Origin of the sequence: Rummeliibacillus pycnus (assembly GCF_002884495.1) — a bacterium.
Lineage (GTDB): Bacteria > Bacillota > Bacilli > Bacillales_A > Planococcaceae > Rummeliibacillus > Rummeliibacillus pycnus.
Genome location: NZ_KZ614145.1, coordinates 1,880,615 through 1,893,742 on the forward strand (window position 1 = coordinate 1,880,615; position 13,128 = coordinate 1,893,742).

Annotated in this window: 12 protein-coding genes; all 12 read right to left on the minus strand. The window is 35.3% G+C overall.

The features are described from left to right. Positions 1-193: 193 nt before the first annotated feature. Complete coding sequence (gene recA, locus CEF14_RS09360) at positions 194-1,246, minus strand: recombinase RecA (RefSeq protein ID WP_102692597.1); 1,053 nt, start codon at positions 1,244-1,246, stop codon at positions 194-196. Positions 1,247-1,531: 285 nt separating this feature from the next. Beyond that, complete coding sequence (locus tag CEF14_RS09365) at positions 1,532-2,788, minus strand: competence/damage-inducible protein A (RefSeq protein ID WP_102692598.1); 1,257 nt, start codon at positions 2,786-2,788, stop codon at positions 1,532-1,534. Between the two features lie 127 nt (positions 2,789-2,915). Beyond that, entirely contained in the window at positions 2,916-3,494 is a 579-nt protein-coding gene (pgsA, locus tag CEF14_RS09370) for a CDP-diacylglycerol--glycerol-3-phosphate 3-phosphatidyltransferase (protein ID WP_102692599.1), read from the minus strand. A gap of 56 nt (positions 3,495-3,550) precedes the next feature. Next, entirely contained in the window at positions 3,551-4,459 is a 909-nt protein-coding gene (locus CEF14_RS09375) for a helix-turn-helix domain-containing protein (RefSeq protein WP_102692600.1), read from the minus strand. A 17-nt stretch (positions 4,460-4,476) separates the two neighbouring features. Next, the gene (locus CEF14_RS09380) at positions 4,477-5,277 is read right to left on the minus strand and encodes a DUF3388 domain-containing protein (protein ID WP_102694362.1); all 801 of its coding nucleotides are present in this window, start codon (positions 5,275-5,277) and stop codon (positions 4,477-4,479) included. Positions 5,278-5,479: 202 nt separating this feature from the next. Then, positions 5,480-5,737 carry a DUF3243 domain-containing protein gene (locus CEF14_RS09385; RefSeq protein ID WP_102692601.1) on the minus strand — a complete coding sequence of 86 codons (258 nt, stop codon included), beginning with the start codon at positions 5,735-5,737 and terminating at the stop codon, positions 5,480-5,482. 43 nt (positions 5,738-5,780) lie between these two features. Further along, a complete protein-coding gene (gene ymfI / locus CEF14_RS09390; RefSeq protein ID WP_102692602.1) occupies positions 5,781-6,509 on the minus strand; it encodes an elongation factor P 5-aminopentanone reductase in 729 nt (242 codons plus the stop codon). Beyond that, positions 6,506-7,828: an EF-P 5-aminopentanol modification-associated protein YfmH gene (gene yfmH / locus CEF14_RS09395; protein WP_102692603.1), complete on the minus strand. Its 1,323-nt coding sequence runs from the start codon at positions 7,826-7,828 to the stop codon at positions 6,506-6,508. The genes ymfI and yfmH overlap by 4 nt, the downstream gene beginning before the upstream one ends. Further along, on the minus strand, positions 7,828-9,096 hold the full coding sequence (yfmF, locus tag CEF14_RS09400; protein WP_102692604.1) for an EF-P 5-aminopentanol modification-associated protein YfmF: 1,269 nt from the start codon (positions 9,094-9,096) through the stop codon (positions 7,828-7,830). Before yfmF ends, yfmH begins: the two co-directional genes overlap by 1 nt. Before the next feature lie 209 nt (positions 9,097-9,305). Beyond that, positions 9,306-10,265, minus strand: a complete 960-nt coding sequence (locus CEF14_RS09405) for an ABC transporter permease (RefSeq protein WP_102692605.1) — start codon at positions 10,263-10,265, stop codon at positions 9,306-9,308. Position 10,266: 1 nt separating this feature from the next. After that, on the minus strand, positions 10,267-11,316 hold the full coding sequence (locus CEF14_RS09410; protein WP_102692606.1) for an ABC transporter permease: 1,050 nt from the start codon (positions 11,314-11,316) through the stop codon (positions 10,267-10,269). Then, positions 11,316-12,854 carry an ABC transporter ATP-binding protein gene (locus tag CEF14_RS09415; RefSeq protein WP_102692607.1) on the minus strand — a complete coding sequence of 513 codons (1,539 nt, stop codon included), beginning with the start codon at positions 12,852-12,854 and terminating at the stop codon, positions 11,316-11,318. Before CEF14_RS09415 ends, CEF14_RS09410 begins: the two co-directional genes overlap by 1 nt. Positions 12,855-13,128 lie beyond the last annotated feature (274 nt).

The following is a 13,128-nucleotide window of genomic DNA, read 5'->3' on the forward strand; positions in this document are numbered from 1 at the left end:
CCTCTTGCTGTTTTCATATTCTGTTTCAGTCGGCTTTACATTGAATATTCAATATAGTGCCAATTTCATTTCAATTTTAGAAATAATACAAGTTAATTGTATAGTTGATAAATAGACCTGTCAAGGATTCACAGTTTTTGTATATATATAATAGACCCCTTCAAAATTCCTTGAAGGGGTCTTTCGAACGAATCTATTCTTCTTCAAATAGTGTTGGATTTACTTCATCTTTAATTTCTTCTGGTACATCATACTCATCTTCAGCAATTCCTGAAGCAACACGTATTTTTTGAGCAATTTCATCACGAATTTCAGGGTTTTCTTTTAAAAATTGTTTTGCATTTTCACGTCCTTGACCTAGGCGCTCATCTTCATAGGCATACCAAGAACCACTTTTTTGAACGATATCTTTTTCAACACCAATATCGATAATTTCTCCTTCTTTTGAAATCCCTTCACCGTACATGATATCAACTTCTGCTGTTTTAAAAGGTGGTGCAACTTTGTTTTTAACAACTTTAATTTTCGTACGGTTACCAACCATGTCATTACCTTGTTTGATTGTTTCTGCACGGCGTACTTCTAAACGTACAGAGGCATAGAATTTAAGTGCGCGTCCACCTGGTGTTGTTTCAGGATTTCCGAACATCACACCAATTTTCTCACGAATTTGGTTGATAAAAATTGCAATGGTATTAGACTTATTGATAATACCAGATAATTTACGTAATGCTTGTGACATTAAGCGTGCTTGAAGGCCAACATGTGAGTCTCCCATTTCACCTTCTATTTCAGCTTTTGGTACAAGTGCAGCTACAGAGTCTACAATAATAATGTCAATTGCACCGCTTCGTACAAGTGCTTCTGCAATCTCCAAAGCTTGTTCACCAGTATCTGGTTGAGATAGTAACAATTCATCTATATTAACACCAAGTTTAGAAGCATAAACAGGATCAAGAGCATGTTCAGCATCAATAAATGCTGCTTGACCACCATTTGCTTGTACTTCCGCGATAGCATGTAGTGCTACAGTAGTTTTACCTGAACTTTCTGGTCCATATATTTCAATGACACGACCACGTGGGTAACCACCAACTCCAAGTGCTGTATCAAGTGCTAAAGAGCCACTTGAAGATGTAGAAACTTTACGGTCTGCCTGTTCTCCTAATTTCATAACTGACCCTTTACCAAACTGCTTTTCAATTTGTTTAAGAGCCATATCTAATGCAGCTTTACGTTCGTCCAATCTAGTTCCTCCTTTAAAATGAGTTCTCTTATATTTCTGTCTCTACTATACTTCTTTTCTGAGAAAAATACAAGAAAAAAGCGAACATTTATTCGTAATTTTTTCATATATCATTAAATAGTGATAGATTAATAGAATTCAAAATCTGTGTTTTAGCTAGCTATTATAAAACGAAATTAAATTTTAAATAATTCCATTTTTGATTTTAAATTTTAACACACTTGACCATTCTGGATGTTCCGCTACAGATCATATTTCCAAAGCTTGGCTTCAATCTTCCCAAAATTAAAGTTTTGAATACCCTTTTTTAGATAGTAATTGGATTAAATAATGAAAAGCAAATTTCACTGCACGAAGGCGATTTGTATTACGCATACCTGATAATTGTAGGCGATACGTATATGGTTGATCATCATCAATCGCAATACCAATCCAGACTGTACCAGCTGGCTGATCGCCATGTCCTTCTGGTCCAGCTGCACCTGTTAATCCAACTCCAATATTTGTATTGAATTTTTCCTTAACAAGAGATGCCATTTTTCCTGCACATTCTGCACTCACAACTCCAAATTGATCTAATATTTCTGCTGGCATACCCAATTGCTCTTTTTTTACTTGTTCTGTATAAGTAACCATACCTCCAAGTAACGATTGACTAATACCTGGGTTTGATGCCAGCTCAGATTGGAATAGACCAGCTGTTAAACTCTCTGCTGCAGCAATCGTTAAGTTATTTGTAATCAGCATCTCAGCAGCTTTACTAGATAATGAATCATCGTCTACTCCATATAAATATTCACCAACACGATGTAAAATTTCCTCTTTCGATTGATTGATTAGTTTCTGTGCTTTTTCATCATTCTCAGCTTTTGCAGTAATCCGTAATGTTACTTCACCATCTGAGGCAAGTGGTGCAATTGTTGGATTTGACTGATTATCTAATAGGTCTTGCACACGAACTTCAAGCTCAGCTTCACCAATCCCATAAAATCGAAGCACATGTGAAATGATTTTCGTGTCCTCAGAAATGCGTCCAGCAAGTTTCGGCTTTGCTTCAAATTGGAACATCGGCTCAATTTCTTTTGGAGGACCAGGTAGTAGAATATAAATTCGATGATCATGTTCAAAAATCATACCTGGAGCCATGCCATTCTTATTCACTAATACTTCGCAACCTTTTAAGACAAGTGCTTGTTTACGATTATTTTCAGTCATTTTACGCTTTTGTTTAGTGAAAAATTCTTCAATTGACTTCATTGCAAAATCATCGTATACAAGTTCTGTTTGTAGATGTTTTGCAATTGTTTCCTTTGTCAAATCGTCTTTAGTGGGCCCCAAGCCACCGGAAAATATAATGAGATCCGCACGTGATTCTGCGATTTTAATTGCTTCCTCTAAACGCCCTACATTATCCCCAACAACTGTATGATAGTAAACATTAATACCAAGCTCCGATAATTGATTGGATATAAATCGAGCATTCGTATTCGTAATTTGTCCTAATAATAATTCAGACCCAACTGCAATAATTTCAGTATCCATCAATCATATCCCCCTTTAATTTAGAAAAAAAGACTCATTCATTTGAATGAATCAAATGCCACAAAAGTGGTTGCCAAACGAAAATATTATTTTCCGTCATGCAAAATGAGCCTTAATTACATTAATATTACTTTGATTCTAATAAAATTTTACGGTTCAACCAGAAGTAGTCTATTCCAGACCAAATAGTGAAGAACAATGCGATATAAAGCATGATCGTCCCAAATGGAATACCCCACATTGCAAAGAAAATATTGTGAAGTAATAATGAAGCAATGGCCACGATTTGTGCCCATGTTTTAATCTTACCTAGTTGATTTGCAGCTACAACCTCACCTTGTTCTGCACAAATTAGTCGTAAACCAGTTACTGCAAACTCACGGCTAATAATTATAATGACAACCCAAGCTGGTGCAGCATTCAATGCTACCAATAAGATAAATGCAGATGATACAAGTAATTTATCTGCTAACGGATCTAAAAACTTACCTAAATTAGTTACTAAATTATATTTACGTGCATAGTGACCATCGATCCAATCTGTCACAGATGCAATAATAAAAATCAAAGCCCCAACAAAATGTTCAATTGGTAATGTTACACCCAATATGGACATATTTCCCCAGCCAAAATCTAACACCATAACAAGGACAAAAATTGGAATTAGAAAAATTCGAGAGACTGTGATTCTATTAGGAATATTCATTTGTTTCACCTTTCTTAGCAAAGCAAAAAGTCATCTTTATAAGATGACTACTTTGCTTACTCGAATTTAATAACGATATTTTGAGTATAACGTTCTGCAGGAGTTGCTGCAAATTTAATCTTCTCACCATTTACATATACAGTACCATTTGCAGAGGCACCAAGTCTAACACGTACACTTTTCTTACCTTTAGCATCTACATCGAGTTCATCGCCATTACTATACATTTGATCTGCCTTGTAATTTTGTGATTCACTTGAGAGTTCAGTGCCGTTTTCATCTTGAATACCAACCCATGTACTACCTGTAACTTTAACTTTTACTTTAAAGTCCTTAGCACCTGTTAATGTATACGTAGTTGTTACACTATCATTTTCTACTGTACCTTTTGAGATTTTTTGTTTTGATTTTGTTGTATCTTTTGTTACTTGATCTTGTTTTGCTTTAGAATCAGCTGCAGAATTTCCTTGTACTGATTTATCCTTATTACTATTTGTTTGAACGTTAGTTGATTCAACTTTTACGTCTTGTTGCTTTGGTTCATCCGCAACATTATTACTTGAATGTTGATTTAAAAACCAAATTGCTGCAATAATAATGATGATAAATAAGGCAACAATTACTTTAGGCATCCAATCGGAACTTCCTTTTGTCGCCTTTTTCGCAAGGGTACGACGCTGATTTGGTTGTTGGATGTTCGCCGTTGCTGTTACATTTTCTACTGTTTTATTTGTAGGGATTTCACCTTTATAGGTATCTAATAATTCGTTGGAATCTAAATCCACCGCTTCTGCATACTGCTTGATAAATGCTCGTACATAAAATGTTCCCGGCATAATACTATAATTGCCTTCTTCAATTGCAGAGAGATAGCGTTTTTGAATCTTTGTAATTTCCTGTAAATCATCCAGACTATAACCTTTTGACATTCTCGCTTCCTTTAAACGAGTTCCTAATTCTGTCAACTGTAAACACCTTCCTGTTAAAAATTAAATCCTCCAAAACCCCCGAAACCACCCGAATCTTGTAGAAAGCTATTATTACGCTCTAGTACTTCGTATGTAATTTCTTCATCTGGATGATGTCTTAATTCGATAATATAATCAAAGTCTTCGATTGTATATTCAGAATGTTGAACGAACATATCAGGATGTTCAATCACGATAATCGTTGGTAATTGCATAATCTCCCGAACCAACTGTTGATGACGCTCATCCGATGAACGTCTAGTTACGATTCCATCTAAGATGAACACATTATTACTGTTAAATTCATCTCCTAGAAGTCGATTACGTATTGTTTGCTTAATCATTGTAGATGATAGAAATAACCATCGTTTGTTTGCACAAACACTAGCAGCAACGATTGATTCTGTTTTTCCAACACGAGGCATACCACGTATTCCTATTAATTTACGACCTTCTTTTTTAAAAATTTCAGCCATAAAATCAACAAGTATTCCTAGTTCATCCCGAACAAAGCGGAATGTTTTTTTCTCATCTGCTTCTCGTTGGATATAACGACCATGTCGAATAGCTAAACGATCTCGAGTAGTGGGTTGTCGAAATTTCGTGACTTTAATCATTTCCATAGTAGAAACAATATTCCTAAATCGCTCAATTTGTTCTTCTTTTTCAGCACGTAAAAGCATCCCTCTTCGCACTTGATCTACACCATTAATCGTTACGATATTGACCCTAAGCATACCTAATAATGACGCAATATCACCTAATAATCCGGGGCGATTGATTTGTATTTCATATTCAAAATACCATTCTTTCACATACAACGATCCCTTCTATTATAAGACGCTTAAAACATTTCTATGTTCCATAATAGCTGATTTTTCTACATATGAAAAGAAAAAAAGAAAGGGGTTGTCTTAAAAGTGTAAAAAAACATTTTAAGACGCCCCCTCAGTTACTACAATTTCCTTGCGAGTTCATTTCGCAAGATTCAAAAGAAATTTTGTATGATTTCTTTTGCTACTGTAGATTCTTATTTTGCACTAGTTTAATCACACAATTTGCTAGTGCTTCTTTTTCACTTTCTGAAGCTACGCCCCACATATCAGATAGTACTCGTTGTTGTTCATTCTTAGGGTCAATATTAGTTGCCAAATACTCTCCGATTTGCACTGCTGCTTCTTGAATCACTTTATTGGACATACCTGCTTGTTCAGCCTTAGAAATATTTTGACCTAAAAAGGATGTCCAACTTTGCCAATTTTCAATGATAGGCATTATAATCCCTCCCTTACATATCAAGTATGTGTAAAGTTAAAAATTATATGTACCAACCACCATTAATCCTCAAAATTTGTCCTGTAATGTAATCTGCTTTACCCGACTGCAGAAATGCTACTAAGTAAGCCACTTCTTCAGGTTTTCCAGCGCGTTCTAACGGAATTTCAGATACTAGTGAAGACATTTCATCATCATTTAAATGTCCATTCATTTTCGTATCAATTAAACCCGGAGCAACTGCATTTACACGAATGCCATTGTAAGAAGCTTCTTGTGCATATGCTTTTACAAATGCATGGATAGCACCTTTAACAGTAGAATAAAGTGTTTCGCCAGCTCCACCAGCTTCACCCCAAATTGAACCAATCATCGTAATATAGCTTACTTCATGCTGACGTAATTTCGGAGAAAGTAAACCAATCAACTGAATTGGTGTTTGAACATGTACTTTCCACAATGCGTTCATGTCTTCAATGGATGTATCTTCAACTAGTTTATAAAGTGCTTGACCACTTGCAACAACAATTGCATCTAATGAGAACACAGATTGAGTTATTGTAGTTGCGGCAAATTCGTCCGTTAAATCTGCATGGATCATCATAAATTCTTGTTTTGGAAATTCGTTCATCAATTCTTTGATCAAACCTTGCATCCGATTAGTTTGATGATTGTAGTGCATATATAAAGACCAACCATTGGATGCAAGCTCACGACAAACAGCACTTCCGATTGAACCGGAAGCGCCTAGTACTAAAGCAAATTTCTTCATTTCTGTTGATGACCTTCTGATTGTTCACCTTCAGCAAGGGGCAAGATTTTGAAGACGGTTTGCTGTGATTCACCTTGTAAAGATTTAAAAGCTTCTTGTACATCTGCTACTGTCAATTCTTCGATAGCAGAAACGGAATCAAATAAATTCATATCATTGAATTTATAACGTGTAAATTGATTTGCAATAAATTCAATTGAGTTAAGCGCTCTTAAGTTAAAGCCAATTCTGCGACGTTTTACCCGCTCTAACTCCTCTTCACCAAATGGCCATGTTTCTTCTGCATTTTTTAATTGGCCTTTGATTGCCTCTATTAACTTGTCTGGTTGATGAGTGTCAGAACCAATCATTGCAAATCCAAAACCGTGCTCTAAAGAAAAGTCATAAGAGTAAGATTCATCAATTAATCCTTCTTCATATACTCTTGTATAGAAATCAGATGAGCGACCAAACAAAATATCTAGCGTTAAACTAATTGCTAATTCATGTTTTAACATATCACGACCAGATAAATTTGTTTCTTTTGCTTTTAAACCTACTGAGATTTTCGATTTAGAAACATCCATATGAAGAGTACGTTCTGGAATCGCAACTTCCATTTGTTCATTTACTTCAATACGTTTTATCGGAGTTGGTTCTGCAAATTCCTTTTTGGCTTGATTTTCACGAATTACTTTCATCATTTTTTCTGGATCTAGTGCCCCGATAGCAAATAACAACATATTAGAGGGATGATAAAAAGTGTGATAACAAGTATATAAATGATCAGCAGTAATTTTATCAATTGATTCGACTGTACCTGCAATGTCAATTTTTACAGGATGTTCTTTATACATATTTTCAATTGTACCAAAGTATAGTCGCCAATCAGGCTGATCATCATACATTGTAATTTCTTGACCAATGATCCCTTTTTCTTTATTCACCGTTTTTTCTGTGAAATAGGGTTCCTGTACAAAGTTTAGCAATGTTTCTGTACTTTCATATAAATGATTTGTGGCAGAGAATAGATACGCTGTTCTAGTAAATGAAGTGAAAGCATTAGCAGATGCACCGTATTCACTAAATTTTTGGAACACATCTCCATCTTCTTTTTCGAACATTTTATGCTCTAAAAAGTGAGCAATCCCATCCGGAACAGTAATCGCATCTTGTTCTCCAAGTGGCACAAAAGAACGATCCACTGAACCATATTTTGTTGTAAAAGTTACAAATGCTTTGGAAAATCCCTTTTTTGGTAAAATGTAGACATCTAAACCATTCTCTAACTTTTCATAATAAAGTGTTTCATCTAGTTGATCAAAACGAATTGTTTCCATTATTTTTTATCCTCCATTCCACTTAAGAAATAGATGGTTTCTTTATGCAATTGTTTAGCCATATTAACAACATCTTGCTTTGATACAGCCTGCCATTTTGCTTGCCATGCTTCAACATTGAAATCTTCGTCCAAATCTTTATACTGATCGTAAATTTCAATTTGGCCACGTGCAGAATCTAGAGCTTCTTTTAATTGGTTTTGGAGCATCGCTTTCGTTTGTGTCATTTCCAAATCCGTAATTTCACCATTTTGCATAGCAATCAATTGTTCATCGATTAATTGTAAAGCTTTCTTTTCATTTTCAGCATCGATACCTGACATTACATAAACTAAACCATATTGTGCAGAGTATGAGCTTGAACAATAATATGCCATACTTTCTTTTTCGCGTACATTCATGAACAGTTTGGAATGAGGATAACCACCGAAAATGCCATTAAAAATTTGCATTTTTGGGAAATCTGCATCTTTAAAGAATACTGGTGTAGTAAAACCAATATGCAGTTTACCTTGTTTCATTTCTTGTGTTTCTTTTACATAAGAATCAGTTGGTTGAATTTTAGGTAAAGTACTCTTTTCAAATGATGTTTTACGATCGCCAAATGGTAATGCATTTTTTAAGTCTTCCATCATTTTGGCTTCATCAATGTCTCCAACTACATAAATATCAATCACATCTTCTGCTAGCATGCGTTGATATGTATTGGTTAATGATTGTGGTGTGATCGCTTCTACAGCTGGAATTGTACCATTTGCGGAAGTAGATGCTGGATGATTTGGAGCTAAGATTTTAGTTAAACGATTTTGTGCATAACGTGATTTATCATCAAAAATTGATTGAATACGTTCTTTGACCATTTCTTTTTCCCGAGCTACGATATTTTCTTTAAAAACGCCATTCTCGAAATTCGGATTAAAAAGTACTGTATGCATTAATTCTAATACTTTTCCTAATACGTCACCCTGTTTCAAGTAATGATCATTGACAGTTTCAATGTTTAACAAAACGGTATGTTCATTTCCTTTTTTAGATGTATCTAAATACAAAACTGTACCGTATAAATCATCTAGATACATACGCATACTAGCAGTAGATGGGAATTTAGCATTACTGTGTTGCAATACATTTGATAAAACAGTTCTTTCTGCAGCCTCCTCTTCCTTTAAGGGTCTTCTAAATTTCAGCGAAAAATTCACTGTTTTAAATTGATCAGTTTCTCTTGTATGAATATGAACGTCTTTTGCTACTTCTATAGTCTTAAACATTCAATCCCCTCCTATCTACTTAATATAACAAACCATCACTCCAACTATACATGTCAATTGAATAAAATTGCAACTAATGTAAAAGCAGGTTAGAGGAATACTTATTGACCACCTGCTGACATGAATTCTTCCTATCCTTACAATCTTACAACCAAAGTTGTTGGCAAAATAAAAAGACTGAGCCAGAAGCCCAGTCTGATTTTAAAAAATTAGCGTTTGCCTTTCACATATGGTGTACCGGATGCTTTTGGTGCTCTCGCTTTTCCGATAAACCCTGCTAAAGCTAAAATGGTTAATACATACGGTAAAATAAATAAAATAACATCTGGTACATCTTTGATTACTGGAATTGAGGCTCCTACAATACTTAAAGACTGTGCAAAACCAAAGAATAGCGCTGCTCCCATAGCCCCTAGTGGATGCCATTTACCAAAAATCATTGCGGCAATAGCCATGAAACCTTGTCCACTAATTGTAGTTTGGCTGAAATTACCCGCAATTGCTTGGGCATAGATAGCCCCACCGATACCACCAAGTGCACCTGAAATCATTACTGCAACATAACGCATTTTGGTTACATTTACACCCATTGTATCTGCAGCCATCGGATGTTCCCCTACAGCACGTAAACGTAAACCAAATGGTGTTTTATAGATAATAAACCAAGCAAAGAAGGCTACAGCGATCGCTAAAATAGATGTTCCATAAACGTCCGTAAAGAACATTTTACCTAAAATAGGAATATTCTTTAATCCTGGAATATCAAAACGTGAGAAACGTTCTGCGATTGAATCTGTTTGACCTTTGTCATATAGCATTTTGATTGAGAATACTGCAACTGCTAAGCCTAACATATTAAGTGCAACCCCTGCTACCGTTTGGTCAGCGCGGAATGAAACAGCTGCAACTGCTAAGATGAGTGAGAATACAATTCCTACAACCATCGCAACAAGTAAACCAACCCAAGGTGTCCATCCACCAAGAGAATCAGCAAATGTTAAGTTAAAAACGATACTACTGAAGGCACCCATGATCATTACACCTTCAAGACCGATATTAATAACACCTGATCGTTCAGTGAATACACCGCCTATAGCAGTCATTATTAATGGAGCGGCATAGAAGATAGCAGAAGGAATAATGAAATATAACACTTCTAAAAAGCTCATGTTATTTTTCCTCCTTTTTTTTCTTACTTAAACGTTCAAGTACTACTCGAATGATATAGCCAGAAGCTACAAAGAAAATAATCAAAGCAATAACAATTGATACAATTTCTACAGGGATTCCAGCTTCGTTAGGCATATTAAGTCCACCATTTTTCAACGAACCAAATAGTATAGCACCAAATAATACGCCAAAAGGTTGATTTGCACCTAATAAAGCAACCGCGATACCATCAAATCCGATACCAGTAAATGCTGTCATCTTAGAGATATTACCAAATGTACCTAGTGCCTCCATAGCACCACCAAGTCCAGCGAATACACCAGATATCACCATTGCTAGAACAATATTTTTGCTGACATTCATACCAGCATAATCTGACGCATTTTGGTTAAATCCAACAGCTTTCAGTTCAAAGCCACGTGTTGTTTTCTCTAATAAGAACCACATGACAATAACAGCGATTATTGCAATGACAAATCCCCAATGCATTCTTGAGTAATCTGTAATTGTTTCAAAGAATGGCGATCTAAGAGATGCTGAATCATGAATCTTTTCAGTTTTCTCAGCTCCACCTGATAGTGCAGAAATAGTTGCATTCGCTACATAAAGAGCTATATAGTTCATCATAATCGTTACAATAACTTCATGCACTTGTAATTTTGCTTTTAATAAACCTGGAATTAATGCCCATAATCCACCTGCAACTGCAGCTGCTAATAATGCTAATGGAAGATGAATGATTTTAGGTAGGTCAAATGCATAACCAACATATGCTGCTGCTAACCAACCTACAATCAATTGTCCTTCTACACCGATGTTAAATAACCCAGTTCTAAATGCAAAAGCTACAGCTAAACCCGCAAAAACATATGGTGTAATTTGACGGACTGTTTCACCAATGTTGTAACTATTACCAAATACTCCATTCCATAATGCAATATAGCCATCTACTGGGCTAAATCCACTAACAAGCATGACAATTGCACCTACGATTAGGCCTAATAAGATAGAAATGACAGGGACTAGAATATTTGTCGTACGTTTAGACACTATTCGTCACCTACCTTTTTTTGATCATTGTGAAGTGTTTGACCTGCCATTAATAAGCCAAGTTCTTGTTCTGTTGTTTCATGAGGTGCTACAGTATCAATGATAGAGCCATCATGAATTACAGCAATCGTATCAGATACATTCATTACTTCATCTAATTCAAATGAGATCAGTAATACAGCTTTTCCTTTATCACGTTGTTCAATTAAACGTTTGTGGATAAATTCAATTGCTCCTACATCTAATCCACGTGTCGGTAATGCTGCAATAAGTAATTCTGGATCACGATCAATTTCACGACCAATAATCGCTTTTTGTTGGTTACCACCTGATAATGCACGAGCAGGAGTCATTTCGTTTGGTGTACGTACATCAAACTCCTCAATAATTTTCTTGGCAATGTCATTTACGGTTTTATAATCAATAATACCGCCTTTAGAAACCGGTTTTTGATAATACGTTTGTAAAACGATATTATGTCCGATCGGGAAGTCTAATACAAGACCATGTTTGTGACGGTCTTGAGGAATATGACCAATTCCAGATTCTGTTATTTTGCGAGGCTTTAATCCTGTAATGTTCTTACCTTTTAAAGTAACGGTGCCACCCTTCACTTTGCGAAGACCAGTTATTGCTTCGATTAGCTCAGATTGACCATTTCCATCAATTCCTGCAATCCCAACAATTTCCCCAGATCGAACGGTAAGATTTAAATTCTTAACTTTTTCGACGCCACGATTATCGGCAACTGTTAAGTTCTCGATTTTTAATACAATATCTGTTGGATGTGCTTCCGCTTTTTCAGTTTTAAAGAAAACTTGTCTTCCGACCATCATCTCAGCCAGTTGATCAGGGTTTGTTTCGTCAGTATTAACCGTTCCAATTCCTTGACCTTTACGGATAATTGTTACTCGATCTGAAACTTCCATAATTTCTTTTAATTTATGTGTAATTAAAATAATCGACTTTCCTTCTTCAATCAGGCGCTTCATAATTTGCATCAATTCAGTAATTTCTTGCGGTGTTAAAGACGCAGTAGGTTCATCAAAGATTAGAATGTCAGCACCACGGTATAATGTTTTTAGAATCTCAACGCGTTGTTGCATACCAACTGAAATATCTTCAATTTTTGCATTTACGTCTACGTTTAGACCATATTTTTCTGATAGCGCTTGTACTTTTTTTGCCGCATCACGAATATTAATCAAGCCCATTTTAGTAGGTTCACTACCTAAAATAATATTCTCCGTCACCGTAAAATTTTCAACTAACATAAAGTGTTGATGAACCATCCCAATTCCTAAATCGTTTGCCTTATTTGGGTCGGTAATTTTTACTTCCTTACCATGAACTCGGATTGTTCCTGCCTCTGGTTGATATAAACCAAAAAGAACGTTCATCAATGTCGATTTTCCGGCACCATTTTCTCCTAAAAGTGCATGAATCTCGCCTTTTTTTAGCTGAAGGGTGATGTTATCATTTGCTACAAAATCGCCGAATTGTTTACGAATTCCCAGCATTTCTATCACATATTCCAATGTGTTCACTCCTTTAGACACTATAAATTTATGGTTGTAATTAATAAATTAACAAAGGTTAAAAAAATTAACACAAGAAAGGATTTAAAAACTAAAGAGTGGTAATTTTTAGAATTCTCTTATCCATCATTTACATAAATAGATTTAAGATTAAATGCTTGAATTTATTTCACAAATAGACTTCTAATTAAAAACACGAATTTAATTTATCTCTATCAAGGATTATTCGTATAAATATATAAACCACTATACATTACGCTAAAGACGGCACTTT